General features: G+C 72.5%; 21 protein-coding genes and 1 riboswitch. Of the genes, 10 read left to right on the top strand and 11 right to left on the bottom strand.

From position 1 onward, the window contains the following. Positions 1-74 precede the first annotated feature (74 nt). Together OHA37_RS03665 and OHA37_RS03660 are read left to right on the top strand one after the other, a co-directional pair. Positions 75-1,391, top strand: a complete 1,317-nt coding sequence (locus OHA37_RS03665) for a flavin monoamine oxidase family protein (protein ID WP_266902384.1) — start codon at positions 75-77, stop codon at positions 1,389-1,391. Between the two features lie 79 nt (positions 1,392-1,470). After that, positions 1,471-2,808, top strand: coding sequence for an aldehyde dehydrogenase family protein (locus tag OHA37_RS03660; protein WP_266912485.1), 1,338 nt, complete (start codon positions 1,471-1,473; stop codon positions 2,806-2,808). Here OHA37_RS03660 and OHA37_RS03655 read toward each other — a convergent pair. The 3 genes from OHA37_RS03655 to OHA37_RS03645 all read right to left on the bottom strand — a co-directional run bounded on the left by OHA37_RS03655 (position 2,798) and on the right by OHA37_RS03645 (position 5,099). After that, positions 2,798-3,373, bottom strand: coding sequence for a putative glycolipid-binding domain-containing protein (locus tag OHA37_RS03655; RefSeq protein WP_266902382.1), 576 nt, complete (start codon positions 3,371-3,373; stop codon positions 2,798-2,800). The two genes, OHA37_RS03660 and OHA37_RS03655, sit on opposite strands and share 11 nt — an antisense overlap. A gap of 20 nt (positions 3,374-3,393) precedes the next feature. After that, on the bottom strand, positions 3,394-3,846 hold the full coding sequence (locus tag OHA37_RS03650; protein WP_266902380.1) for an Ohr family peroxiredoxin: 453 nt from the start codon (positions 3,844-3,846) through the stop codon (positions 3,394-3,396). A gap of 75 nt (positions 3,847-3,921) precedes the next feature. Then, positions 3,922-3,985: riboswitch (guanidine-III (ykkC-III) riboswitch) on the bottom strand. Positions 3,986-4,043: 58 nt separating this feature from the next. Beyond that, on the bottom strand, positions 4,044-5,099 hold the full coding sequence (locus tag OHA37_RS03645) for an AraC family transcriptional regulator (protein WP_266902377.1): 1,056 nt from the start codon (positions 5,097-5,099) through the stop codon (positions 4,044-4,046). Positions 5,100-5,327: 228 nt separating this feature from the next. Between OHA37_RS03645 and OHA37_RS03640 the strand changes: the two genes are divergently transcribed. Further along, the gene (locus OHA37_RS03640; RefSeq protein WP_266902376.1) at positions 5,328-7,463 is read left to right on the top strand and encodes a hypothetical protein; all 2,136 of its coding nucleotides are present in this window, start codon (positions 5,328-5,330) and stop codon (positions 7,461-7,463) included. Between the two features lie 11 nt (positions 7,464-7,474). On the opposite strand, the gene OHA37_RS03635 is transcribed toward OHA37_RS03640, so the two are convergent. Further along, positions 7,475-9,901 (bottom strand): SpoIIE family protein phosphatase, encoded by a 2,427-nt coding sequence (locus OHA37_RS03635; protein ID WP_266902374.1) that lies wholly within the window; start codon positions 9,899-9,901, stop codon positions 7,475-7,477. 214 nt (positions 9,902-10,115) lie between these two features. Here OHA37_RS03635 and OHA37_RS03630 point away from each other — a divergent pair, with 214 nt between their 5' ends. The 3 genes from OHA37_RS03630 to OHA37_RS03620 all read left to right on the top strand — a co-directional run bounded on the left by OHA37_RS03630 (position 10,116) and on the right by OHA37_RS03620 (position 11,638). Continuing rightward, complete coding sequence (locus tag OHA37_RS03630) at positions 10,116-10,598, top strand: nuclear transport factor 2 family protein (RefSeq protein WP_266902372.1); 483 nt, start codon at positions 10,116-10,118, stop codon at positions 10,596-10,598. 156 nt (positions 10,599-10,754) lie between these two features. Further along, complete coding sequence (locus OHA37_RS03625) at positions 10,755-10,955, top strand: hypothetical protein (protein WP_266902370.1); 201 nt, start codon at positions 10,755-10,757, stop codon at positions 10,953-10,955. A 143-nt stretch (positions 10,956-11,098) separates the two neighbouring features. Beyond that, the gene (locus tag OHA37_RS03620; protein ID WP_266902368.1) at positions 11,099-11,638 is read left to right on the top strand and encodes a hypothetical protein; all 540 of its coding nucleotides are present in this window, start codon (positions 11,099-11,101) and stop codon (positions 11,636-11,638) included. Between the two features lie 4 nt (positions 11,639-11,642). On the opposite strand, the gene OHA37_RS03615 is transcribed toward OHA37_RS03620, so the two are convergent. From OHA37_RS03615 to OHA37_RS03605, 3 genes are all read right to left on the bottom strand, one after another. Then, positions 11,643-12,350: a heparin lyase I family protein gene (locus OHA37_RS03615; RefSeq protein ID WP_266902366.1), complete on the bottom strand. Its 708-nt coding sequence runs from the start codon at positions 12,348-12,350 to the stop codon at positions 11,643-11,645. 128 nt (positions 12,351-12,478) lie between these two features. Beyond that, positions 12,479-14,899 (bottom strand): polysaccharide lyase 8 family protein, encoded by a 2,421-nt coding sequence (locus OHA37_RS03610; RefSeq protein WP_266902364.1) that lies wholly within the window; start codon positions 14,897-14,899, stop codon positions 12,479-12,481. A 104-nt stretch (positions 14,900-15,003) separates the two neighbouring features. Beyond that, a complete protein-coding gene (locus OHA37_RS03605) occupies positions 15,004-16,110 on the bottom strand; it encodes a substrate-binding domain-containing protein (protein WP_266902362.1) in 1,107 nt (368 codons plus the stop codon). A gap of 276 nt (positions 16,111-16,386) precedes the next feature. Between OHA37_RS03605 and OHA37_RS03600 the strand changes: the two genes are divergently transcribed. After that, entirely contained in the window at positions 16,387-18,159 is a 1,773-nt protein-coding gene (locus OHA37_RS03600) for a glycoside hydrolase family 35 protein (protein ID WP_266912483.1), read from the top strand. A 36-nt stretch (positions 18,160-18,195) separates the two neighbouring features. Here the strand turns inward: OHA37_RS03600 and OHA37_RS03595 are convergent, their stop codons facing one another. Further along, positions 18,196-18,363 carry a hypothetical protein gene (locus tag OHA37_RS03595; protein ID WP_266902360.1) on the bottom strand — a complete coding sequence of 56 codons (168 nt, stop codon included), beginning with the start codon at positions 18,361-18,363 and terminating at the stop codon, positions 18,196-18,198. A gap of 29 nt (positions 18,364-18,392) precedes the next feature. On the opposite strand from OHA37_RS03595, the gene OHA37_RS03590 reads away from it, so the two are divergent. The 3 genes from OHA37_RS03590 (at position 18,393) to OHA37_RS03580 (ending at position 21,436) form a co-directional block, all read left to right on the top strand. Continuing rightward, complete coding sequence (locus OHA37_RS03590) at positions 18,393-19,586, top strand: serine hydrolase domain-containing protein (protein ID WP_266902358.1); 1,194 nt, start codon at positions 18,393-18,395, stop codon at positions 19,584-19,586. 111 nt (positions 19,587-19,697) lie between these two features. Beyond that, on the top strand, positions 19,698-20,207 hold the full coding sequence (locus OHA37_RS03585; protein WP_266902356.1) for a hypothetical protein: 510 nt from the start codon (positions 19,698-19,700) through the stop codon (positions 20,205-20,207). Positions 20,208-20,242: 35 nt separating this feature from the next. Further along, complete coding sequence (locus OHA37_RS03580; protein WP_266902354.1) at positions 20,243-21,436, top strand: MFS transporter; 1,194 nt, start codon at positions 20,243-20,245, stop codon at positions 21,434-21,436. 50 nt (positions 21,437-21,486) lie between these two features. Here the strand turns inward: OHA37_RS03580 and xdhC are convergent, their stop codons facing one another. Genes xdhC through OHA37_RS03565 form a run of 3 tightly spaced genes read right to left on the bottom strand, consistent with a single transcriptional unit; the run spans position 21,487 to position 26,283 of the window. Then, positions 21,487-22,395, bottom strand: coding sequence for a xanthine dehydrogenase accessory protein XdhC (xdhC, locus tag OHA37_RS03575; RefSeq protein WP_266902352.1), 909 nt, complete (start codon positions 22,393-22,395; stop codon positions 21,487-21,489). A 1-nt stretch (position 22,396) separates the two neighbouring features. Further along, positions 22,397-24,799 (bottom strand): xanthine dehydrogenase molybdopterin binding subunit, encoded by a 2,403-nt coding sequence (gene xdhB, locus OHA37_RS03570; RefSeq protein ID WP_266902350.1) that lies wholly within the window; start codon positions 24,797-24,799, stop codon positions 22,397-22,399. Continuing rightward, a complete protein-coding gene (locus tag OHA37_RS03565) occupies positions 24,796-26,283 on the bottom strand; it encodes a xanthine dehydrogenase small subunit (protein WP_266912481.1) in 1,488 nt (495 codons plus the stop codon). Before OHA37_RS03565 ends, xdhB begins: the two co-directional genes overlap by 4 nt. Between the last annotated feature and the right edge of the window lie 300 nt (positions 26,284-26,583).

Genomic DNA, 26,583 nt, shown 5'->3' with positions numbered 1-26,583 from the left:
TGGTCCCCGGACCCCCCGGCCCCTCTGCCCCCCACTGCCGTTCGGCTCCGTCACCGACCGAAGGAAGCACACCCATGAACCACGACGTCATCGTGCTCGGCGCCGGACTGGCAGGTCTCGCCGCCGCGCGGGACCTGGCCGCGGGCGGGGCCGACGTCCTCGTCGTCGAGGCCCGCGACCGCGTCGGCGGACGCGTCGAGCAGACCACCCTCCCCGACGGCCGGCTGGTCCAGCTCGGCGGGGAGGTGGTGGGCCGGGCCCACACCGCCTACACCGGCCTCGCCGCGGAACTGGGCCTCACCCTGATCCCCAGCTACGTCGCCGAGCCCGGCGCCCTCGTCCGCGCCACCCCCGAAGGAGTCTCCGCCACCGACCCGCCCCACTGGTTCGGCCCCGGCGACGACGCCTGCCGCACCAAGGTCACCGCCGCCTTCACGGCGCTCGCCGCCACCGTCGACCCGGCCGACCCCTGGTCCCACCCCGAGGCCGCGCACCTCGACCGGCTGTCCGTCGGCGACTGGCTCCGCGCCCAGGGCGCCACCCCGGCCGTCGTACGCCTCTGGGAGATCGGCCAACTCGCCCTCGCCGACGGCTCCTGCGAGCGGACCTCCCTGCTCGCGGCCCTGCGCAAACACGCCGCCGTACCCGGCACCGGCCACTACGAGTACGAGGCCTGGGAGGGCCTGCGCGTCGCCGAGGGCTCGGCGACCGTGGCCCTGCGCATGGCCGAGGCCCTCGGCGGCCGGATCCGTACGGGCTCACCCGTCGAGCAGGTCGCGATACGGCGGCCCGGCCGCAGCTCCGTACGCCTCGCCGGCGGTGAGACCCTCACGGCCGACGCCGTGGTCAGCGCCCTTCCGGCCGGCCCGCTCCGCTCGGTCGCCGTCACCGGGGTCTCCGACGAGCGGCTCGCCTCCCTGCACCGCCAGCGCCACGCCCTCGCGGCCAAATTCACCGCCGCGTACGCCAGACCCTTCTGGCGCGACCGGGGCCTCAGCGGCCTCTCCGAAAGCGAAGGGATCCTCGGCAGCACCTGGCCGCAGAGCGAAGGCATCCTCTCGGCCCTCGTACCGCCCGAACGCTACGGCGTCCTCCTCGGCACGCCCGCACCCCTGCGCACCACCGAACTGCTGGCCGACATCGCACGCCTCTACGGCGACGAGGCGCACCGGCCGCTCGCCACGTTCATCCGCATGTGGGGCACCGATCCGTGGACCCAGGGGTACGTCACCCAGTGGACCCCCGGCGACGTCATGGCCGTCGGCCCCCGGCACGGCACCCACGAACCCCCCTTCTACGTCTGCGGATCCGACCAGTGGGTGGCCGGCTACATGGAAGGCGCCGTACGCACCGGACGCGCCGCCGCCGAGGAGGCCCTGCGCCGTGGCTGACACCCCGCACGACCCCGGCGCAGCGCCCCTGCACAACCACATCGGGGGAGTGGACCGGCCCGCCGCCTCGGGCGCCACCATGGCCCTCACCGACCCCGCCACCGGCCGCGTGCACCGCCACGCCCCGCGCTCGGGCCCCGCCGACACGGACGCGGCCTGCTTCGCGGCGGCGGCCGCGTACGGACACTGGTCCACCACCACCCCGGCGGTACGCCAGCGCGCCCTCCTCGGCATCGCCGACGCCATCGAGGCGCACGCGGAGGCCTTCACCGCCGCCGAGACCGGGGACACCGGCAAGCCGGCCGGGCAGTTCCGGGACGACGAGCTGCCCGGGATCGCCGACGCCTTCCGTTACTTCGCCGGAGCCGCACGGAACCTCCCGGGCGCCGCCGCGGCCGAGTACACCGAGGGCCGCACCTCCCTGCTGCGCCGCGAACCGGTCGGGGTCTGCGCCCAGATCACCCCCTGGAACTACCCGCTGATGATGGCCGCTTGGAAGATCGCTCCGGCCATCGCCGCCGGAAACACCACCGTGCTCAAGCCCGCCGACACCACCCCCTCCTCGTCCGTGCTCCTGGCCCGGATCGCCGCGGACCACCTGCCGCCGGGCGTGCTCAACGTCGTCTGCGGGGACCGCGACACCGGCCGGGCCCTCACCGCCCATCCGGCGGTCGCCCTGATCGCCGTCACCGGCAGCGTCCGGGCCGGACAGGAGATCGCGGCGGCCGCCGCGGCCGGCCTCAAGCGGGTCCACCTGGAACTCGGCGGCAACGCCCCCGTCGTCGTCCACGAGGACGTGGACGTGCAGGCCACCGCAGCCGCCCTCGCCGCGGTCGCCTACTACAACGCCGGCCAGGACTGCACCGCGCCCACCCGGCTCCTGGTCCACCGCCGGATCCACGACACGTTCCTCGCGGCCTTCGCCGCCGAGGCGGCCGCGCTCCGGGCCGGCGCCGACTTCGGCCCCCTCAACAACGCCGCCCAACTGGCCTCTGTACGAGGGCTGTTGGACCGTCTGCCAGCGCACGCCGGAATCGTCACCGGCGGCGGCCGGCTCCCGCGCCCCGGCTTCTTCCACGAGCCCACCGTGGTCGCGGGCGTCCGCCAGGACGACGAGATCGTGCAGGAGGAGATCTTCGGACCCGTCGTGACCGTCCAGTCCTTCACGGACGAGGCCGAGGCCCTGCACCTCGCCAACGGGGTGCGCTTCGGCCTGGCCGCGAGCGTGTGGACCACCGACCACGACCGCGCGATGCGCGCCACCCGCGCCCTGCACACCGGCATCGTCTGGGTGAACACCCACGGCACCACGGTCTCGGAGATGCCCCACGGCGGAGTCAAACACTCCGGCTACGGCAGCGACCTCTCCCTGTCCGGCCTCCTGGACTACACCCAGGCCAAGCACGTCATGCTGTGAGCGGGGCCGCCAGGGACGGGTAGTCCAGGACCAGACCGTCCTCGTCGAAGCCGATGTCCGCGCGGAAGCCGCCGGACTCGTAGCGCACGCGCGCGCCGTGTTCGGCGCGCGCGAGAGGCGTGTACGTCTGCCGGTTCGGGCTGACGGCGAGGTCCGGGACCGAGACCCAGGCCATGAGGAAGTGGTGCGGTCCGGTTCCGGGCCGCCGGTGCAGGCCGTGGCGGAGCACGGGCATGGTGTTGGTCAGCGGGCAGAGGCCCAGGTCGCAGTCGAGCGCGCCGTCGAGATCGGGGCGGTGCGCACCGTCCACGGTCCAGCGTCCGCGGTCGCTGCGCAGGTCCAGCTCGCGGGGGGACGCCGCCGTCTCCACCGTCACGTGGAGGCGCGAGGTCACGTAGTCATCGGAGGTCTCAAGGGTGTACGTGAGCCAGTACGGCTCGGGGTCCAGGCCGACGGAGCGACCGCGCGCGGTCAAGGCGCCCTGGGTGAGGTCGACCCACGCGGTCGAGTAACCCGAGCCGGGGAAGACCTCCCAGGTGCGCACGAGGCGCCGGGATCCGCTCATGCCGTCACCGTAGCGGCTGCTCAGGCCCCGTCGGCGGAAGCGAGGTCGTCCAGGGCCAGGAGCGTCAGCGGTACGTTGCCCCGTACGGCCTGCGAGTAGGGGCAGACGGCGTCCGCCCGGTGCAGCAGCGGCTGGAGGTCCGCCGCCCGCCACCCGGGCAGGCTGACGGTGAGGGCCACCGCGAGGCCGTAGCCCGCGGGCGTGTCCGTGGTGCCGAGCTGCACTTCGCACGCCACGCGCGCGGCGGAGGCGTCCGCCCCGAACTCGGCGGCGACCTCCGCGAGCGCGGAGGTGAAGCAGGCGGCGAAACCGGCCGCGAACAGCTGCTCGGGGTTGGTGGTGCCCGGGACCTTCTTGCGCGGCGGGGCCAGGCGGACGTCCAGGCGGCCGTCGTCGGTGCGGACGGACCCGGTACGGCCTCCGGCTGCGTGCGCGGTCGTCCGGTACAGGCTGCGGGTGAGTGGCACGGTCATGGCGTAAGGCCCATCTTGCTCGACGAGGACGCTGCCCGGGTGCGGACAGCGGAAGGCGCCGCTCGTGCGGCACCTCGCGCGTCGTCGTGCGTAACCGGGTACGGCGCATCTCGTCCGGGGCCTCGTGGATCGGGTCGGCCGCCGGACAATCTAGCAACGCGGGCGGCGGGCCGGGGCGCCGCCCGCGGTGACCCTCCTCACCCCCGGCCGGCCCCGTGGGGATCCGCGGACGCGGGCCGCTGCCGGCTCCTGTACGCCCCCGGAGGCATGCCCTCCCACCGGTGGAAGGCGCGGACCAGGGCCGTCGCACCGCTCAGGCCGACGAGCGGTGCTATCCGGTCCAGCGGCAGGTCCGTGGCATCCAGCAGCCTTCCGGCCCGGTCGTGGCGGGCGGTGTCGAGGAGCGTGCGCCACGAGGTGCCCTCCGCCTGCAGGGCCCTGCGCAGGGTCCGGACGCTGAGGCTGAGCTCCTTGGCGGGGCCCTCGGGGCCCGCGTCCTGGAGCGCGGTGTCCTCCAGCCACTGCCGTACGCGCTCGGCGACGGTCACGGTCCCGGACAGCTTCTGCAGGAGGCGGTCGGCGTAGGCCCGGTGCAGGGCGTCGAGCGCCGGGTCGTAGAGGGGGCGGCGCCGGTCGAGGTCCTCGTCGGCGACCGTGATCGCGGTCTCCGGGGCGTCGAAGGCGACGGGGCAGCCCAGGACGTGGGCGTAGGGCTCCGCCGAGCCCCTGCGGGGGTGGGCGAACGACACGGCCAGGGGCGCCCAGCCGTCGCCGGCGATCCAGCGGCCCGCCCGCACCATGCTGCTGACGATCGCCTCGACCCGCTGGGGGTGCATGGCCGCCGGGTCGACGGTCGGCCGGTAGCAGACCCGGCCGACGCCGTCCTGGCGGTGCAGGGTCACCCTGCCCGACCGGCTCATCAGGGGGTGGTAGCGCTCGGCCGCCCACGCGGCGTCCGCGAGGCTGGCGCAGGTGAGGACGAGGTGGCCCAGGATGTGCAGGCCCTCGGGCCTGATGCGGTCGCCCGCGAGGAGCCCGGTGTGCGGGCCGGCGCCCACGGCGCCGAGCACGTCGTCCCACAGGGCCTGCATCTCGCCGAACGCCGGCCGGTCGGGCTGGTCCGTCCGATCCGGCTGGTCCGGCCGGTCCGTGGGCAAGGTCCGGGCGGCCGCCCCGCCGGAGTCCTCCACCGTGGCGCTCAGGACGGCGAGGGCGTAGCACGCGGTGACGAAGGGCGGCTCGGTGGCTGACACATCGGTCAGTCAATGCGGGCGCACGCCCCCCGTCAACACCGCCCGCGGGACGACACCGGGGCCGGTCCGGAGAGTCAACGGGTTGGCCGCCGCAGTCAATGACGGCGCCGCGGGCCGGCTCCTAGGGTCGGCCTCCGGCCCCGGCCCGCGCCCGTGGCGTGCCACGCCCTGCCGCGGCACGCCACCACGCCATGCCACGAACGCATCGTGAAGGAGAAAGGGATGGGGATGAACCGACGAAGAGCCCTCGGGCGAAGCCGGTACCTGTTAACCGGCCTGGTCCTCGCACTGATCACCCTGCTGCTCGGCCCGTCGACCGCCGGCGCCACGGCCGGCCCGCAGTGGTGGGAGCCCGTGGCGCGTCCGGCCCCGGACTCGCAGGTCAACGTCACGGGCGAGCCGTTCACCGGGACCGACGCCCAGGGACGGGTCCGCGGATACGTCGACGGGCACGTCCACCTGATGTCCAACGAGGGCTTCGGAGGACGGCTGGTCTGCGGAAAGGTCTTCTCCGCGGCGGGGGCGGCGGACGCCCTCAAGGACTGCCCCGAGCACTACCCGAACGGCGTCCTCGCCCTCTTCGACATGATCACCAAGGGCGGTGACGGCCGGCACGACCCGACCGGCTGGCCGACGTTCCGCGACTGGCCGGCCCACGACTCCGCCACCCACCAGCAGACGTACTACGCCTGGGTGGAGCGCGCCTGGCGGGGCGGCCAGCGGATCCTGGTGAACGACATGGTCACCAACGGCGTCATCTGCTCGCTCTACTTCTTCAAGGACCGCGGCTGCGACGAGATGACCGCGATCAGGCTCCAGATCCAGAAGACGTACGAGCTCCAGGATCATGTCGACGCCATGTACGGCGGCGCCGGCAAGGGCTGGTTCCGGGTCGTCACCGAGCCCGGCCAGGCCCGCAAGGTCATCCAGGAGGGCAAGCTCGCCGTCGTCCTCGGGGTGGAGACCTCCGAACCCTTCGGCTGCAAACAGGTGTTGGACGGCGCCCGCTGCACCATGGCCGACATCGACCGCGGCCTCGACGAACTGCACCGGCTGGGCGTGCGCAGCATGTTCCTGTGCCACAAGTTCGACAACGCCCTGTGCGGAGTCCGGTTCGACTCGGGCACCCAGGGCATGGCCATCAACGTCGGCCAGTTCCTGTCGACGGGCACCTTCTGGAGCACGGAGCCCTGCCCCGGCGCCGAGCACGACAACCCGATCGGCTTCGGTCTGGCCGCCGAGGGCCAGGAGGCGGGCCATGCGGAGGCGGGCGCCGCGAAGACGGCCGGGGACACCGGCATGTCCCAGGCCGAGGCGGAGGCCCGGATCCGGGAAGCCCTGCCGGAGGGGGCCGAACTGCCTGAGTACGGCGCCTCCTTGCAGGCCGCGGGCGCCCAGTGCAACCGTCGTGGCCTGACCGCCCTGGGCGAGTACGCGGTACTGGGCATGACCCAGCGCAACATGATGCTGGAGATCGACCACATGAGCGTCAAGGCGGCCAACCAGGCGCTGCGCGTGCTCGAAGCCGAACGCTACTCCGGCGTGCTGTCCACCCACGGCTGGATGGACGACAGCTGGACCGAGCGGGTCTACCGCCTGGGCGGCTTCATCACGGGCCACATGTACGAGGCCCCCGCCTTCACCGCCGAGGCGCGCAGGCACGCCGCCCTGCGCGCCAAGTACGGTGCCGGGTACGGGATCGGCACGGACATGAACGGCTTCGCCTGGCTCCCCGGCCCCCGGGCCGCGGCCGGGAACCCCGTCAGCTACCCCTTCCGCAGCCCCGACGGCGGTTCGGTCCTCGACCGGCAGGTCACCGGATCGCGGGTCTGGGACGTCAACACCGACGGCGGCGGCACCCACTACGGCCTCGTACCCGACTGGATCGAGGACATCCGCGTCACCGGCGGCCAGGACGTGGTGGACGAGCTCATGCGGGGAGCCGAGGGCTACCTGCGCACCTGGGCGGGAGCCGCCGGCCACACCACCCCGTACGTACCCCTGGTCCGCGGCCACCGCCCCCACGCCGGGCACCTGGCGTCCTCCCGCTCCCTGCCCGCCGGGTTCACCCACGAGGGGGTCTGGAAGGTGCTGCGGGACCCCGCGCCCGGCACGGTCAGGCTCTACGAATGCAAGGCGGCGAACCACTCGCTGCTGACCGCCGACCCGGGATGCGAGGGCCAACAGCCCCTCGGCGCGGTCGGATACGCGTACACCAAGGCGGTACCGGGATCGTTGCCCCTCTACCGGTGCTACGCACCTTCGGTGTTCGACCACTTCGTCTCCAACAGGGCCGACTGCGAGGGGCCTTACGTGAAGGAGGGCCTGCTGGGACACGTCATGCCGGTGGCGGCCGCTCCGTAGCGACCGGCCCGTCAGGCGGGGGGCAGGGCCTGTTCGGACCAGACGGTCTTGCCCCCCACGGTGTAGCGGCTGCCCCAGCGGTGCGAGAGCTGGGCGACGATGTACAGGCCGCGCCCGCCCTCCTCGTGGCTCCTCGCCCGCCGCATCCTCGGCTGCGTGTTGCTGGAGTCCGAGACCTCGCACGTCAGCGTGTCCGCCCGGATCAGCCGGAGCCGGACCTGGCCACCGGCGTGACGGATGGAGTTGGTGACCAGCTCGCTGACGATGAGCTCCGTGCTGAAGGCCAGCTCGTCGAGGTCCCAGGCGGTGAGCTGTTCCAGGACGAGATGGCGCGCGTCGGCGACGACCGCCGGGTCGGCGTCGAGCAGCCATGTCGCGACGGAGCCGCCGTCCACCACCCGGGTACGGGCCAGCAGGAGGGTGACGTCGTCCTTCAGCCGCCCCGGCGGCAGCCCTTCCACGATGTCGTGCCGGGCCTGCCGCAGCGGCCGGCCGAGTACGTCCGCGCGCAGCAGGCGGTCCGCCAGGTCGCGCATGCCCTCGTCGATGTCCCCCGCTCCGCGTTCGATCAGGCCGTCGGTGTAGAGGGCGAGGACGCTCCCCGGAGGCAGCTCGCGTTCGACCGGCTCGAAGGGCCAGCCGCCGACCCCCAGGGGCGGGCCGGGGCTCAGCTCGACGTACTCCACGGTTCCGTCCGGGCCGACCACGGCCGGAGGCGGGTGCCCGGCGCTCGCCATCACGCACCTGCGGGTGACCGGGTCGTAGACGGCGTACAGACAGGTGGCACCGGCCGGCCCGCTGCGCGGCGGCGTGCCCGCGTCACCGTCCTCCGCGTCCTCGCTCTCCGCCTCGGCGGCGACCTGCAGGACCATGTCGTCGACGTGCGCCAGCAGTTCCTCGGGTTCCAGCTCCAGGTCCGCCATCGCACGTACGGCGCTGCGCAGGCGTCCCATCATGGCCGTGGCGTGCAGCCCGTGACCGGCGACGTCCCCGACCACCAGGGCGACACGGGCCGACGACAGGGGGATGACATCGAACCAGTCGCCGCCCACCCCGCTGTCCGCGTCGGCGGGCAGGTAGAGGCCGGCGGCTTCCAGCGCCGGCGTTTCCGAGGTGGCAGGCGGCAGCAGGCTGCGCTGCAGGCCCACGGCGGTGCGGCGTTCCTTGGTGTACCGCCGCGCGTTGTCCACGGCGACGGCCGCGCGGGCGGCGATCTCCTCCAGCAGCGCCAGGTCGTCCCCGTCCAGCGGGGGAGCGTCCCCCGTCCGCCAGAGCGTGATCCTGCCGAACCCGACGCCCCGAACGCACAGCGGCGCCGTCATCGCCGAATGCGCACCCGGTACGGCAGCCGCCCACTCCGGGGCAGCCTCCTGCCCGGACCCTTCGGACCCCGTGGACCGGGCTCCGAGACCGTTGACCAGCTCTCCCCGGCACTCCCGCACCGCGGCGAAGAGCGCCGTACCCGTACGCGGCACGCCCGCTTCCGCTCCGGCGACGGCCACCCGGATCAGCGGCAGCGGGGGATGCCCGTCAGCGGCGGGCTCGCCCCCGGTCAGAACGGTCTCGGCGAGATCCACCGCGGCACGATCACCGAACGCGGGCGCCAGGATCCCGACCAGGTCCTCGACGGTACGCAGGACGGACAGCGAACCGCCCAGCGCCCCGGTCGCGCGGTACAGCAGGTCCAGGCGCCCGCGCGAGCGCTCGTGGTCGGTGACGTCGGTGAACACCGTCGCCACACCCATCGGACGTCCGTCCGGTTCCTGCAGCCGGAATGCCTGGATGGTCACGACCCGGCCGCCTCTCGAGTCGTCCAAGGTGCGCGCGGTCGTGTTGAAACCGATCAAGGGGTTCCCGCTGCGCAGGACCTCCCGCAGCCGGTCGTCGATGATCCGCGCGTCCTCGGCCCGCAAGAAGTCGGCGAGGCGCCGGCCGGTCAGTTCGACGGGCACCCCGGAGTACGGCAGCAGGTGCGTGTTCGTCCGGAGCAGGCGCAGGTCCGCATCGAAGACGGCCAGGCCCACTCGGCCCTGCAGGAACAGTTCCTGCGTGAAGGCGTGGTCCTGCCGCCATTGGGCGACGCGCTCCAGGGGTGCGCCGAGCACGAGGCAGCGGGCCGGATTCCCCCGCGCACCGTCGTCCAGCGGAACGGCGCGGAAGCCGATCTCCACCTCGCCCCCCGACCCGTGCCGCAGCACGGCCCGGCCCTCCCACCCGGCCTCCCCTTGCTCTCTCTCCTGAGCCAGAACCGCTTCCCAGCTGCCCGGGTCCGCGAGGAGCTCCCGCGCCGGCCGCCCGCACACGTCCGCGGAACGGCGCCCCAGGAGGGCCTCGGCGGCCGGCGTCCAGGCCACGACCGTCCCGGCACCGTCGAACAGCGCCGCGGCCGTGTTCGTGACAGCGAAGGGAGAATCCTGGTTGCCATCAGTGGCGCGCATGCGTGCCCATCCCGTCCGCCGGTCCCACCGCCCCCCATGCTGGTCGATGTCGGGAACGAGGGCCAGAGACGTTAGGCCATCCGGTACGGGTTGAGGCGGCGGCGTGGACGCATCGTGACGGAGTGACCATCGGACCTGCGGCCCCCCGGCCGTGGCCATCCGAGTACGTCCGGGGAAGCTTCGCCTCCGCGCTCGGCTCTGCTAAGAGTTGATCATGGATGTCGAAAGCACTCTGGATCCGATGGAACACCTGCTGGCCGAGCGCGCGTGCGAGCGACTGATCACCGAGTTCGTCCACCGCCTCGACCTCGGGGACCCGGGCTCGGTGGCGGACCTGTTCACGCCGGACGGGATCTGGGAATGGCCCGCCGGGGACCGCCGCATCACGGGCCGCGAGGCCCTTCGCGACTACTTCGGCGGCCGCCCCGAGGACCGCCTGTCGCGCCGCATGTGCACCAACGTCCTGGTCACCGTGACCTCCCCGGACACGGCCACCGCCACCGCCTACTTCGCCACGTACCGGGTCGACGGCCACTCCGGGGGCCTGGTGCCACCCCGGCCCCCGACTCAGGTGGGGCACTACGAGGACACCTTCCGACGGGTGGCCGGAACCTGGCTGCTCACCACCCGGACCCTGTTCCTGTCCTTCGCCGGCCCTACGGAACACCTCGGCAGCACCGGGGCGTCCGGCACCTGATCCTGAGCTCCCTGCGGAGGCTCTCCCTCGCGCTCCCGCGGCGCCAAGGAGGCCGTACCCACGGTGTCCCCCGTCGGGGCGTCCACGCGGAACTCCCGCCGGGTCCGGGCGGATGGGTATCCGTACTCATGGTGTGAGCACGGCGGCGGTATCAGGATGGGCAAACTCACCCTCTCCCAGGCCCCGTTGCTGGCCCCCGACCTGGACGGCTACCGGTTGTACCTCGTGGCGGCCGACGAGTTCAGCGGCACCTTCGGCTACCTGATCCTGCCGTCCTCGGTTTCCGCCGACGCCGACCTACGTGCGATGGCCGGGTCCCTCGCGGTACGCGATCCCGGCTTCTTCCTCGACGAGTGAGGCCCGGGCCCCTGACCGGCAAGATTCGAGGGGGACGGCCGGGCCGGCTCTTTCGGATCACTGCGGGTAGCCGTCATAAAGGGGCGGTTGCCCGCAGCTGGTCCGGCTACTGTCCGTCTTAGCGGCGAGCAACAGGGGGCCTGATGGCGACGTCAGTAGTGGGCGAGGCGCTTGGCCGGCTGTGTGCCGTGCAATGGTCGGAACGGGATGATGTCGACCTCCCTGACGAGCTGTTCGACCGTGTGGACGACCTGATTGATGCCTACGGCGCCGACGATGTCGCCGAGATCGTTGCCGCGGCAGTGGAGGCCGGCCAGGCGTCGACAGAACAGGCGATCGTGTTCCTGAACGTTGCGGCGTGGTCGGGAACGGACAACGGTGCCTCCATGAAGTCCACTCTGGACGAGTGGGTACGGAAGGCAGACGACGCCGTTCGGCTGAGCATCGCACTGCACCACGAGTACTACCCCTTGCCCACACGTACGGAGATGATTGCCAGGCTTTCCGAGATCGCTCTGCGCTTCCCGGCGTACCGGGCGGTCTGCGAGCGTCACATCGCAGACCGCCCCGCGGACTGCGCCAACAGTGGAACGCTCGTTGCTTCCTTACCGGCGCTGGCTCGCGGCAGCGATCGGGCCGGGTGCGGGCCGAACACCCCGCAGTTTCAGCTGCTTTCGCAGTAGCCGCTCAGTCGACGTCCTCGCGTGTGGTGCCCATCTTGAGTCCGTCGACCCAGTTGACCGACTCGACGCCGGTGATGGTCGAGCCGTAGGTCCCCCAGCGGGGCACGTTGCCCTTGAGGTCCCAGGTCCGGGCGTCGTGTCGGTCGACCACGAGTTGGCCGTTGACGTAGAGGGCGAAGGAACCGCCGGTGGACGAGCGGGCGTTGATGCCGAGCTCGATCTTGTTCCAGGTGCCCGGGGTCCAGGGGATGCTGCCGGCGGCGATCCATTCCTCGCCCGGTGCGACGTACCAGATCTTCAGCAGGCTGTCCTCCACCTTCATCAGCACGGGGTAGTTCTGGTCCTGCTCCGCATCGGTGCCCCACGACTTCCACTGGAAGACGGTCTGCGCGTTCCCCGTCTTGGTCATGGACTCCCAGCCGAACCAGTACGTTCTGTCCTCGGTCAGGGTCCGGCCGGCGATGCCGAGTCCCTCGCAGCGTTCGGAGCCCACCGCTTTGGTGAACGCGAAGATCGTGCCGCGGCCGTCGTTCCAGTCGGGCTGGTAGACGTACGAGGGGTCGTCGCACACGACCGTGGCGAAGACGGCGGTCCCTCCGTTGTCCGCGTCGCCGTCCCACTCGACCGCGGCGTGCGCGGGTGACGTCGTCGCGGCGGTGAGCACGGCGGCCAGGGCGGTGGGGGCGAGGAGTCGGACGTTGCTTCGTTGCATGGTGTCCTCCTGGGGAGTGGGGGAGTGGGGGAGTGGGGAGAAGGGCGTGGAAGGAATGGGCTGGCAACGTTGTCAACCCATCGGTGGTGGGGCCCGCCGCCCTCGGTGGGCCCCACCTGCCCGGCGGTTCAGCCGAGTCGGACGGTGATGGTCTGCGGTGCTCCGGCCGCGCCCCTGAGGTCGCCGAACGTGAGGGTCAGCGCATCGCCCGTCGTGGCCCCCGTGACGGTGGACGGCTTGGAGAGGATCTTGGAGACGCGGCGGTTCCACCGGACCTGCAGCGAGGTCGCCTGCCGGGCGGGGTCCGAGACGACGACGGTCGCGGTTCCGTTCCGGTTCTCCCGGATCAGGACGGAGGCGAGGGCGTTCGTGGTGATCTTGTCCACGGTGCCCGGCGTCCAGAAGTTGACGGCGGTGAAGCCGAGCCTGGAGACGCGTACGCCCTGCTGGTCGGCGGTGTTGGCGAGGATCTTCAGCCGGCCCCGGTCGCAGGAGCGCTGCTCGGTGGTCCGGGCGCTGGCGCCGGGCAGGAGGACGTAGGCGTAGCCGGCGGCTACGGGATCCGTGCCGTGGTCGGTGAACAGGGTGAGGTAGCGGCGGGTCATCGGGTCGGCGGAGCCGCCGGTGTTGATGTCCTTCCAGGCGCCCGTGCGTTCCTCGCGTACGGCTTCGAGCCTGGTCCCGGCGGGGAAGACGTAGCCGGCCTGGCCCTCGATGTGCGCCCACCCGGCGTCCTCGAACGTGGCCGTCCAGCCCTGCGTGGCCGGCTGCTGCCTGCCGTCGACGATCAGGGTGGGGGCGCCGGTGGTGCCGAGGTGGCGGTTGTCGATGGTGGTCTCGACGGGGAACCCGTCGGTGGAGCCGATGCCGGCGCCGAGGCAGACGATGGAGTCGTCCAGCCAGAACCAGGACTTCTTGGCGCTCATCGTGCCGGCCAGACCCTTGAGGTGCTGGCCCGTGGCGCCGAACTCGCCGTCGGTGGTGCCGCCGACCCAGGCCGCGTCCGGGCGGGGACCGCCCCAGTTGCCGCCCTGCCCGTCGGCGAGGGGCTTGCGGGAGGCGGTGATGCCGGGCAGCCGGTACGGGTCGACCGTGGGCCAGTACGCGTCGGAGTACTGCTCCAGGCCGAAGTCGCTGCCCCACCAGGACAGCCAGCCGGCGCCCGTGTGGTAGCCGCGGGCGTGCTCGCCGTTGCCGAACTCGTAGTGTGCGATGCGGTTCGAGGCCATGCTGACCGAGGCCGCCCAGCCGCGGCGCCGGTGGGTGACCCGGTCCATGTTGTGGAACAGCCGGTGCCCCACGGGCTCGGGAGCCGCGGTGACCGTGGTGTCGTCCTGCAGGGCCTGTAGCAGGGAGGCCCGGATCAGGCTCAGGCCCGGGTTCTTGAGCGCGGGGTAGTGGTAGTCCCGCCGGAGCCAGCCCTTGACCATGGCGCGCCACCGCGCGTTCTCCTCGGGGGAGGCGCCCTGGCCCAGGAGGACGAGAGTGGCGAGGAGGCCGTGGGCGCGCAGGTGGTCGCTGCCGCCCTGGCGGCTGATGCCCCGGGAGGAGACGTTGTCCATCATCAGGCCGTTGTAGATGAACGGTGCGACGGCCGATTCCACGGTGTCGAGGAAGAGCTGGGTGTGGGGATCAGCCAGTTGCCAGGCGGATCCGCGCAGCAGCGCGAGGATCCGGCCCACGCCGTCGTGCAGCACCGAGCCGTAACCGCCGATGTACGGGACGGAGGTGTGCTGGATGAAGGAGCCGTCGGCGTAGAAGCCGTCGCCGGAGGTGACGTACGGGAAGACGGGGGCCAGGGCCCGGGCGGCCAGAGCGATCTTGTCGGGGTTCTCGCCCACGACCCCGCGCAGGATGATGCCGCGGCACAGGTCGACACGGTTCGCGCCGGTACTGGTTCCGGTGTACGAGGCCACGGCCGAATCGGGCAGGAAGTGGTCCACGGCCGCGCAGAACCTGGCCCTCTGGTCCTCCGTCAGGTGCTCGTGGATCAGTACGCAGGTGTCCATGAGGGCCTGCGGGGAGCCGATCTGCCAGTTCCACCAGTTGCCGTACGGGACGGTGGCCGGGTTGTACACCTGGTCATGGACGTGTTCGAGTCCGGTGATGACCGCTTCCAGCAGGGCGGGGTCTGCGGTGAGCCCGGTTCCGGGCTGGCAGAAGGCCTGGGCCATGACGTTCAGCCTGGTGTAGCTGTCGTTCATACGGGCCGAGAAGGCGTACGACTCCGCGTCGAGGTCCGGATCCGGGTCGGTCCAGATCACGCCGGGCCACAGGGAGCCGTCGGCGGGGGCCATGGTGGAGAGGTGTCCGCGGGCCGTGGCGCCGAGGTTGGCGAGCAGTGTTCTGAAGGGTTCGGCCGTCGGGCTGAATCCGGTGCCCAGCATCAGGTCCCGCCATTTCGCGCGCAGGGCGGCGAACTCCTCGCCGGTGGTGGCCGTTTCGGCCGCCGCGGCCGGGAGGGTGGCCCATCCCGTGAGCCCCAGCGCGAGGGCGCTGCCCCCTGCCGCGTGCAGGAAGGTACGGCGGGGCCAGGCGGAAGAAGTCATGGAGGAACCAATCTGGTGCGGCGGAATCCGGTGCGGCGTTGGTCTCGCTGGTTGGCCACACTTCGATTCCGGTGACCGGAAGTCAATGCTCCGCTCTCATTCGGTCAAGAAGCGGTCACCGGGGCGCCGCACGAGTTCCGCACCTTCAGCCGTGGCAGCAGCGCGACGTGCGAACTCTCGGCCCCGGGGTTCTCCAGCCGCCGCAGCAGCAGGTTCAGCGCTGCTTCGCCGACCGCGCCCTTGACGGGTCCGACCGAGGTCAGGGGCACGTCCGCCAGCGTTGCCAACTCGTCGTCGTAGCAGACGATCGAGAAGTCCTCCGGCACGCGCAGGCCCCGCGCGGTCAGCCGCTGGAGCAGGTCGATCGCGGCGGAGTCGGGGTGTACGAGTGCGGCGCGCACCTCGCCCGCGGAGGCGAGTCCGAGCAGCCGGTCGAGGCGCCGCTCGAAGTGATCGGCCCCGCCGGGCTCCAGCCCTCCGGCCGGGGAGAGGTCGTCCTCGGGCAGGCCGAGGGAACCGGCCGCGGCGCGGTACCCCTGCCGCAGGGCGGGCGAGGTGTGCGTGGCGCGGGACAGCAGGGCCACGCGGCGATGGCCGAGGGCCGCCAGATGGCGTACGCCGGCGGCGGCGCCGTCCGCATGGGCCGAGCTGACCCGGTCGATCTCCGCTCCGGGCGAGCCCGCCGGTACGTGCCGCTCCACCAGCACGGCGGGGACCGGCAGGTCCGCGAGCTCCTGGAGGTCGCCGGGGCCCGGGCCGTCCATGCCCCAACTGGGGGTGAGCAGCAGTCCGGTGGCGCCCGCCTCGATGAGGGTGTCGATGCGCGTCTTGTCCCGGTCCCTGTCGTACTCGGTGGTCGCGACGAGCAGCCGGGCGCCGACATCGGCAGCCGCGTCCCGGGCACCGCGAATGACCGACGGGTAGAAGTAGCCGGCCGCCGGGACCACCATCCCGAGCACGAGCCCGCGGGGTGCGACCGGGGGCGCCTCGCGCGCAAGGCGTGCCTCACGGGGGCTCAGGCGCGCGGTCGGCCACAGCGCCGACCCGTGCAGTCTCCGTACGAGCCCCGCGTCGGAGAGCGCCGCGACGTCGCGGCGAGCGGTTTCCACGGAGATTCCGAGCTCGGTGGCGAGGTCGGACACCCGCACGCTCCCGTGCTCCCGCACCAGCCGCAGCGCCCTCTTGTGCCGCTCGTCCACCCTCTCCCGCATGCGATCTCCCTTGACCCCTCGGGCTGCTTCAGCCTAGCGTGATCAGAGGCCCGTAGAAAGCGCTTTCTATGGGGGGCTTTCCTTCTGCCGGGCCCTGTCGGCCGACGAGTCGAGCACCACCGGAAGTCACCGAAAGAGAGCGCACACGTGAAGCCACCCCACCCGCCGACCGCGACGGCGACCGAGACGCCGACCGAGACGCCGACCGCGACGCCGACTGAGACGCCGACCGCGACTCCCGTCACGGAGCCGGTCGCGACTCCCGTCACGCCGTCGATCACGACGCTGGCCACGGACGAGACCGGCTTCCTGCGGAACGGCCACCCGCACCGGATCGTCTCCGCGGCCATCCACTACTTCCGGGTGCACCCGGACCTCTGGGCCGACCGCCTGCTGCGCCTGCGCGCGATGGGCGTGAACACCATCGAGACCTATGTGGCCTGGAACGTCCACGAGCCCAGCCCCGGCGCGTTCTCCTTCGACGGACCCAACGACGTGGCGGCCTTCATCCGCACCGCCGGCGACCTGGGCCTCGACGTCATCGTCCGGCCGGGCCCCTACATCTGCGCCGAATGGGACTTCGGCGGACTGCCCGGATGGCTGCTGGCCGACCGCACCATCCGGATCCGCCGCCGCGACCCCGCCTACCTGGCCGCGGTCGACGCGTGGTTCGACACCCTGGCCCCCGTACTGGCCCCCCTCCTCGGCAGCCGGGGCGGGCCGGTGGTGGCGGTGGGCGTCGAGAACGAATACGGCAGCTTCGGCAACGACACCGGCTATCTGGAACACCTCCGCGACGGCTTGGTCCGACGGGGCATCGACTGCCTGCTGTTCACCACCGACGGCGCCGACCACGGGTTCCAGCTCGGCGGGCGCATCCCCGGCGTGCTGACCACCGGGACCTTCGGCTCGCGCCCCGAGAGCTCGCTCGCGACCCTGCGCGCGTACCAGCCGCAGGGGCCGCTGGTCTGCGTGGAGTACTGGCACGGCTGGTTCGACCACTGGGGCGAGCCGCACCACACGCGCGACCCGGAGGATGCCGCCGCCACCCTGGACAGCCTGCTCGCCGCGGGCGCCTCGGTGAACATCTACATGGGCCACGGCGGCACCAACTTCGGCTGGTGGAACGGCGCCAACCACGACGGCACCACCTACCAGCCCGACGTCACCAGCTACGACTACGACGCCCCCGTCGGCGAGGCCGGCGAACTCACCCGGAAGTTCCACCTCTTCCGCGAGGTCATCGCCCGGCACACCGGCCCCGTCACCCATGAACCCCCCGCTCTGCTCCCCCGCGTGGTTCCCCGGCTCCTCTCCGTCGACGGACGCGTCTCGCTGGCCGACTCCCTGGACGCGCTCTCCAAGCCCGTGCACCACGTCGAGCCGCTGACCATGGAGGAGGCCGGCCAGTCCCTGGGCCTGATCCACTACCGGACCCGCCTCCGCGGACCCCTGCCCGAGGCGGCGCTGCGCATCGACGGCCTGGCCGACCGGGCCCAAGTGTTCCTGGACGGACGGGGGATCGGGCTCCTGGAGCGGGACGAACCGCTCGCGGCCCTGCCCGTCTCCGTGCCCGACGGAGGCGCGGAGCTCGACATCCTGGTGGAGAACCAGGGGCGGATCAACTACGGGCCCCTGCTGGCAGATCGCAAGGGCATCCGCGACGGGGTCAGGCTGGACAACCAGTACCAGTTCGGCTGGGAGATCAGGCCGCTTCCCCTCGACGACCTGTCCGGACTCGACTTCGGCCACGGCGCGCTCCCGCAAGGCCCCTCGTTCCACCGGGTCACCGTCGAACTGGACTCCGCAGCGGACGCGTTCATCGCCCTCCCGGGATGGACCAAGGGCGTGGTCTGGCTGAACGGCTTCGCCCTGGGCAGGTTCTGGGAGCGGGGCCCGCAGAAGACGCTGTACGCACCGGGCCCCCTGTGGCGGGCGGGCGAGAACACCCTGGTGATCCTCGAACTCCACCGGTCCGGGACCACCGTCGAACTCCGCGACGCACCGGACCTCGGTACGGAGGCGCCCGCGCCCATTCCCGTCTGGTAGGTCCGCGCCGGGGGAGGGCGGGCCGGGGCCCCGCGGTCACGGCCCGGCGTCGTGGCCGCCGAGGTAGGTGACGGGGCGGCCCCGGGGAGCCGCAGCCCCGGCCCCGCCGCCGCGCCGGACCGCCAGGGCCGGATGGGCCAAGGCCCGCCGGCGTGCGGCCGCGTCGCCGCCGGCGCCGGTGCGGCCCCTGTCATCGTGGGCCACCGCGTCCGTCTTCCCCGGGAGGTACCTCCGTGTCCCGACGCCCGCACGGCCAATCCGGCCGGATCCGTCCGTCGCTGCGCCTGGCCGCCGCCACCGCCGCGTGCGGCGCCCTGCTCGCCGTCTCCGTGCAGCCCGCACAGGCCGGAGCGGACCGCAATCCGCCCGCCGGGTCCGCCCTCCACAAGGAGCTGCGCGAGCTGGTGGAGCGGCCCGACGGTCCCCCCGGGGTCATCGCCGTCCTGCGCGACGGCGACCGTACGGAGGTCTACCGGGCGGGCGTCGGCGACGTGGAGAGCGGCCGGCCGCCGCGGGCCACGGACCACATGCGGATCGCCAGCGTCGCCAAGGCCTTCAGCGGAGCGGTGGCCCTCGGGCTCGTCGACCGCGGCCGGCTGCACCTCGACGACACGATCGGAGAGGTGCTGCCCGGGCAGCCGTCCGCGTGGCACGGAGTGACGCTTCGTCAATTGCTGAACCACACCAGCGGGTTGCCCGACTACTCGGCCTCCCAGGGGTTCTTCGACATCATCTCCCAGGACCCCCGCCACCGCTTCGACTCCCGCCGCCTGCTGGAGTTCGTAGCGGACCAGGACCTCGCCTTCCAGCCGGGCAGTCGCTACGCGTACTCCAACTCCGACAACATCGCCATCGCCCTCATGGCCGAGGCCGCCACCGGACGCCGGTACGAGACGCTGCTGCGCGAGCTCGTCTACGAGCCGCTGGGCATGCGGGCCACGAGCCTGCCCCAGGGGTACCGCTTGCCCGAGCCCTACCTCCACGGCTACCAGATCGACCCGCAGGAGGGGCCCGTCGACGTCAGCGAGGCCGTGGGCGCCTCGGGGGCCTGGGCGTCCGGCGGCATCGTCTCGACGCCGAAGGACCTGACCGCCTTCATCCGGGGCTACGCGGGCGGCGCCCTCGTCTCGGAGCGCACCCGGCGCCAGCAGTTCCGGTTCATCCCCGGCGCCCTGTCCCAGCCCCCCGGCCCCGGCCGCACCGAGGCGGGCCTGGCGATCTTCCGCTACACCACGCGCTGCGGAACGGTGTACGGCCACACCGGCAACACCGCCGGCTACACGCAGTTCGCGGCGGCCTCGGCGGACGGCCGGCGCTCGATCACCTTCTCCATCACCACGCAGACGTCCCTGACCATCAACCCCGACCTGCTGGAACAGGTCAGGGAGGTCCAGGAGGACTTCGTCTGCGCCCTGCTGCGCAAGTGACCCGGCCGCTCGCACCCGCGGTTCCCGCGGGTGCGAGCTTCACCCCCATGGGGGAAGCTGGGAGTACCCCGGTGGTGCCGGCGGCACGCAGAGTGGCGAGGAAGGTCTTCCGTGAACGTTTCCGCAGGTGGCCGCCCCGCAGACGCATCCCGACGCACCGCGTCCCGGCGCAAGGTGCGGACCGCCACCCTGCTGTGCGCGGTGGCGGCGATGACGGCGGCCGTGCTCCCCGCCTCGGCGAACACCGGCGCCGCGGCCCCGGCCCGGACCCCGGTCTCACAGGACCCGGTCGTGGTCGTCGACTGCTTCGAGCAGGCCCAGATGCGCCCCCAGGAGTACCTCCTGGCCTGCGGCGACGGAAACAACCGGCTCGTTCGGCTCCGCTGGGACACCTGGGGGCAGTCCGGCGCCACGGCCACCGGCACCGACATGGTGAACGACTGCCGCCCGTACTGCGCCGCCGGCCGCTTCCACGCCTACCCGGTCAAGGTGACCCTGAGCGATCCGCAGGCCTGGCCCGAGCACCCGGATCTCCGGCGCTTCACCACGATCCGGCTCCTCTACACCGACACCGCACCGGACCCGGTCCCCAAAGACGTGACGTACAAGCTGGTGTACTGACGCGAAGTCGGTGCTCCCGGGTTACGGTCGGCCGCATGGACCTTGATCGACAAGGCTGGAGCCGGTGCCTGCTGAGCGGGGCGGTGTTCGCCGTGTGCATGGCCGGCACCACGCTGCCGACCCCCCTCTACGGGCTCTACCAGGAGAAGTTCGGCTTCTCCGCGCTGATGGTGACCGTGGTGTACGCCGTGTACGCCTTCGGAGTCATCGGCGTACTGCTGCTGGCGGGCAATGCCTCGGACGCCGTGGGCCGCCGGCCGGTCCTGCTGGCGGGTCTGGGGTTCGCCGCGCTGAGCGCCGTCTGCTTCCTGTGCGCCGACGGGATGCCCTGGCTGTACGCGGGCCGGCTGCTGTCGGGCCTGTCCGCCGGCCTGTTCACCGGGGCCGCCACGGCCTACGTGATGGAGCTGGCACCGCCCGGCGGCGCCGCGCGGGCCACGTTCGTGGCGACGGCCGCCAACATGGGCGGACTGGGCTGCGGTCCGCTGCTCGCCGGAGTCCTCTCGCAGTACGCCTCCTGGCCGCTGTACCTGCCGTTCGTGGTGCACCTCGCGCTCGTGGCGGTCGCGGCCGTGGTCCTGCTGCGGCTTCCCGAGACGGTCCGTGAGCGGCGGCCGCTGAGCACCGTACGACCGCAGCGGCCCGCGCTGCCCCCGCAGGTGCGAGCGGTGTTCGGGCCGGCCGCGATCGCCGCGTTCGTGGGTTTCGCCCTGTTCGGCGTGTTCACCTCCGTCAGCCCGGCGTTCCTCGCGCAGTCCCTGGACGTGCACAACCGCGCCCTGAGCGGACTGGTCGTCGCACTGGCCTTCTTCGCCTCGACCGCCGGCCAGCTGGCGGTCGGCCGTGTCGGCCTGGAGCGCTCGCTGCCGCTCGGGTGCGCCGCGCTCCTCGCCGGACTGGCGCTGCTCGCGGGCGCGCTGTGGTGGGACCTGCTGGCGCTGGTGGTGCTGAGCGCCCTCGTCGGCGGACTGGGGCAGGGGCTGGCCTTCCGCGGGGCACTGTCCGCGGTGGCCGGGGCGTCTCCCGCGGACCAGCGGGCAGCGGTGATCTCCACCCTGTTCCTGGTCGCGTACACCGGCATCTCGCTGCCCGTGATCGGGGTGGGCGTACTGGAAGGCCCCCTCGGGCTGGAGGGTGCGGGACTGGTGTTCATCGGCTGCATGGCGGTGCTCGTCCTGACCGCGGCCGGCTACCTGCTCAGGCGCCCGGCGCGGGCCGCCGCGAACTGAGCGCGCGAGACCGCCCGGCCCGGCGGCCGGCGGCGCGTGGGCCGGGGGGCTCATGCGCCGCCCGCCGCCGTCGGGTACGCCACCTCGGCCATCGTGTCCGGGACCGGGGCCGGGGCCGGGCCAGGGACCGGGCCGGGGACCGGGCCCGCCCAATGACGGTCCCGCTCGAAGGTGCGGAGCAGGTCCGCCGCGACGCTCACCGCGATCGTGGCGGGCTCCTTGCCCGTGATCTCGGTCAGCCCGATCGGCGTCGTGATCCGGTCGATGGTGCCGGCGTCGTGACCGCCCTCGGTGGCCAGGCGCTGCCGGAACCGCGCCCACTTCGCGGACGAGCCGATCAGACCGATCGAGCCGAGACCGTCGGTGCGCAGGGCGGCGTCGCACAGCGCGGCGTCCTCGGCGTGATCGTGCGTCATGATCAGGACGTGGGTGCCGGGCGGCAGCTCCCCGAGCACCGTCTCCGGAAGCAGCGGGGTGTGGTGCACGTGCACCTGCGCCACCGCGTCGGCGAGCACACTGAGCCGTTCCTCGGTGAGCATGTCGGGGCGGCTGTCGACGAGGTGCAGGTCGAGGTCCTGGCGGGCCAGGATCCGCGCCAGTTCCAGTCCGACGTGCCCGACGCCGAAGACGGCCACGGCCTGGACCACCGGCAGCGGTTCGAGCAGCACGGTGACGGCTCCGCCGCAGCACTGCACACCGTGCCGGCTGGTGACCTTGTCGTTGAGGGCGAACTCCATCAGCTCCGGCTCCGGATCGGCCGCGCCGCTCAGTTCGCGCGCCCGGTCGATGGCGACGGCCTCGATGTTGCCGCCGCCGATCGAACCCCAGGTCCCGGTCCGTCCCACCACGAGCTTGGCACCGGCCCGCCGGGGCGCGTGGCCGCGCACGGCCGCGACGGTCACGAGCACCCCGGCTTCCCGGCGTGCCCGCAACCGCGCGACCGCGGCGACCCAGCTCATGTCAGACATTGCTCGAAGCGCTTGCGTCGGCGAGGACCCCGCTGCGCTCGGGCGCCGGCCCGTCGCCGAGCGGCGCACCGCCCCGGCGGGCCCCTTCGATCGCCCAGTACACCGCCTCGGGCGTGGCCGGCGAGGCCAGCTCCACGCTGATCCCGGCGGGCCCGAACTCCGCGGCCGCCTGCCGCAGGGCCTCCCGTACGGAGAAGGCCAGCATCAGCGGGGGCTCACCGACCGCTTTGGACCCGTAGACCGCGCCCTCCTCGGTGGCGTTCTCCAGCAGCCTGACGTGGAACTCCTCGGGCATCTCCGAGAAGCTCGGCAGCTTGTACGTGCTCGCCGCCTGGGTGAGCAGGCGGCCGCGGTTCGGTCCGTCGCCGGAGTCCCAGCGCATGTCCTCCAGCGTCAGCCAGCCCGCGCCCTGGACGAAACCGCCCTCGACCTGACCGATGTCGATCATCGGGGAGAGGCTGTCGCCGACATCGTGGACGATGTCCACGCGCCGGATCCGGTACGCGCCCGTGAAACCGTCCACTTCCACCTCGGTCGCGGCCGCACCGTAGGAGAAGTACTTGAACGGCGAGCCGTGGAACGCCTTGGCGTCCCAGTGCAGGCCCTCGGTCCGGTAGAAGCCGGCCGCCGAGAGCTGGACCCGCTGGAAGTACGCGGTGCGCACCAGGTCGTCCCAGGCCAGCTCCTTGTCGCTGCCGAGGGCGCGCGCGACGCCCTCGACGATGCGCACGTCCGAGGCGTTCGTACCCAGCTGCGTGCCGGCCACCTGCAGCAGCCGCTCGCGGATCTGCTCGCAGGCGTTCTTCACCGCCGCGCCGTTGAGGTCCGCACCCGCACTGGCGGCGGTCGCCGAGGTGTTGGGCACCTTGTCGGTGCGCGTCGGGGCCAGCCGCACCTTGTGCAGCGGGATGCCCAGCGTGGTCGCGGCCACCTGCAGCATCTTGGTGTGCAGGCCCTGCCCCATCTCGGTGCCGCCGTGGTTGATCAGGACGGAGCCGTCCTTGTAGACCAGCACCAGGGCGCCGGCCTGGTTGAAGGCGGTGAGGTTGAAGGAGATGCCGAACTTGATCCCGGTCATCGCGAGCGCCCGCTTGGTGTGGGGGTGCGCGGCGTTGAAGGCCGCGATCTCGCGCCCCCGCTCGGCCAGCGCGGCGTCCTCCTTGACCTGCTGCCAGATGACGGAGATCCGCTCGGGGTAGGGGACGGGCTGCCCGTACGGCGTCGACTGGCCCTGCCGGTAGAAGTTGCGCTCGCGCAGCTCCATCGGATCCAGGCCGAGCTGCGGCGCGCACCGGCCCATGATGTCCTCGATCACCAGCATGCCCTGGGGTCCGCCGAAACCGCGGAAGGCGGTGTTGGAGACCTTGTTGGTCTTGGCGATGCGGCCGGCGACGCGCGCGTTGGGGATCCAGTAGGTGTTGTCGATGTGGCACAGCGCGCGGGCCACCACGGGCTCGGACAGGTCCAGGCTCCAGCCGCCGTCGGCGGTCAGCGTGGCGTCCAGGGCCTGGATGCGGCCCTCGGCGTCGAAGCCGATCTTCCACGTGGCGTGGAACCCGTGGCGCTTGCCGGACATGGTCAGGTCCTGGGTCCGGTTGAGCCGTACGCGGACCGGCCGGCCGGTGAGCTTGGCGCCGAGCGCGGCGACGGCCGCGAACCCGTGCGGCTGCATCTCCTTGCCGCCGAAGCCGCCGCCCATCCGCAGGCACTGCACCGTCACCTCGTGGCTGTGCAGGCCGAGTACGTGGGCGACGATCTCCTGGGTCTCCGAGGGGTGCTGGGTGCTGCTCTGGACGAACATCTGCCCGTTCTCGTCGAGGAGAGCGAGCGCCGCGTGCGTTTCGAGGTAGAAGTGTTCCTGGTCGGAGAACTGGAACTCGCCGGTGAACACGTGCGCGGAGTCCTCGAAGCCGGCGTCCACGTCACCGGTCACCATCAGGGGCCGGGCGCCGTGGAAGCTCCCGGTTTCGATCGCCTCCCGCAAGGTGATCACGGAGGGCTGTTCGTCGAGTTCCACCTCGACGGCCGCCGCACCGAGCCGGGCCGCCTCCACGCTCTCGCCCAGGACCCAGGCGACCGCGTGGCCGTGGAACATGACCGTGTCGGGGAAGAGGGGTTCGTCGTGCTTCATTCCGGCGTCGTTGACGCCGGGCACATCGGCCCCGGTCAGTACGCGGACCACACCGGGCACGGCGAGCGCCGGTTCGGTGCGCAGCGCCGTGATCCTGCCGTGGGCCTTCATGACCTGGACCGGGTAGGCGTGCAGGACGTCCTTGGTGCGGTGGACCAGGTCGTCGGTGTAGAGCGCAGCACCGGTGACGTGCAGGTTCGCGCTCTCGTGCGGCATCGAAACCCCGACGACGGGCTTCTCGGGACGCTGGGACAACTGGCTCATGACTTCGCCGCCTCGGTGGTTCGCGCGTACAGCTTGTGCAGGCTCTGGCCGAGCATCGCGGAGCGGTAGAGGGCGCTGGCGCGGTGGTCGTCCATCGGGGTGCCCTCGGCCCGCAGGATCCGGGCCGCGGCCTCGACGGTCTGCGCCGTCCAGGCGTTGCCCTCCAGGGCCGCCTCGGTGGAGAGGGCGCGGATCGGGGTGGCGGCCACGCCGCCCAGGCCGATGCGCGCCTTGCGGACGATCCCGTCCTCGATGTCGAGGGCGAAGGCGACCGCGACGCTGGAGATGTCGTCGAAGCGCCGCTTGGCGATCTTGTGGAAGGCCGTGACGGGCGACAGCGGGAGCGGGATGCGCACCGCGCGGATCAGCTCGCCGGGACGGCGCACGCTCTGCCGGTAGCCGGTGAAGTACTCGGCCAGGGGGACCTCGCGCTCACCGTCCGCGCCGGCCAGCAGCAGCGAGGCCTCCAGCGCGAGCAGCACGGGCGGGCTGTCACCGATGGGGGAGCCGGTCCCCAGGTTGCCGCCGAGGGTGGCGCTGTTGCGGATCAGCCGGGACGCGAACTGCGGGAACAGCTCCGCCAGGAGCGAGACGCTGCCGTCGAGCCGGCGTTCGATCTCGGTGAGCGTCTGCGCCGCCCCGATCTCGATGTGCCCGGACTCGACCCGCAGCTCCCGCAGTTCGGGGAGCCGGTCGACCGCGACCACGCAATCGGCCCGGCGGGAACGGATGTTCACCTCCACGCCCCAGTCGGTACTGCCCGCGACCACGACCGCCCCGGGCCGCTCGCGCAGCAGTCGTACCGTCTCCGCGAGAGTGCCGGGACGCAGGAACTCGCTCCCGTCCTGGGCGTATTCGGTGGCGGCCGCCTCGGGCGGCGACTGCTCGCGGCGCTGTGCCAGGACGTCGTCCTCGGTGGGCGAGCCCACGGCGAAGGCGGCATCGCGGATCGGACGGTAGCCGGTGCAGCGGCACAGGTTTCCGCTCAGCGCGTGCAGGTCGAAGCCGTTCGGGCCGTGCTCCGGGTCGGTGCCCTCGGCCGGGTCCGCGGTCTCCCCGGCAGCCGGGGACGCGTGTGCGCAGCGGTCGGGCCGGTAGTACTCGGAGGCCATGCTGCAGATGAACCCCGGTGTGCAGTAACCGCATTGGGAGCCGCCGCGGACGGCCATCTCCTCCTGTACGGGGTGCAGCGCCGTGGGTGCGCCGGACGCGTCGACGGTGGCGAGGCCTTCGGAGGTGACGACCTCCTGCCCGTCGAGTGCCAGGGCCGGCACCAGACAGGCGTTGACCGCCACCCAGTCGGTGGGCTTGTTCACCCCCGGCCGGGCGACGAGCACCGAACAGGCGCCGCATTCGCCTTCGGCGCAGCCCTCTTTGGTGCCGGTGAGGCCGCGGTCGCGCAGGAAGTCCAGCACCGTGGTGTGGGCTGCGGCCGGAGCGATCGGTGTTTCTTTCCCGTTGACCGTGATCCGCGCGGCTACCACGGCACGTCCCCGTTCCGGGGCGCGGTCGATCGGACTGTCCAAGTTGCCATGGCAGGAGCTTTCTCGTTCAGTGGCCGCGGCTCTACGACCCGGAGCGCGGCGAACCGGCACGCAAGGAGGCGCCGTAAGTGGTGACAGGGTGAGGGAAAATCTCCGGGGCCGCGATCGGGCACGCCGGGAAAGGGGCTCGTTCAGCAGCCGTGTGCTACCCGACCCGGAGCCCAGGCGGTCTGGTGTGCGAGGCGAAGCAGTGCGGAGATGGTCGACATCCGGCTTCGCCTCCTTCCAGTGGCTCTCGAG

The organism is Streptomyces sp. NBC_00335 (assembly GCF_036127095.1).
Lineage (GTDB): Bacteria > Actinomycetota > Actinomycetes > Streptomycetales > Streptomycetaceae > Streptomyces.
This window is presented reverse-complemented; position numbering and strand designations above follow the sequence as displayed.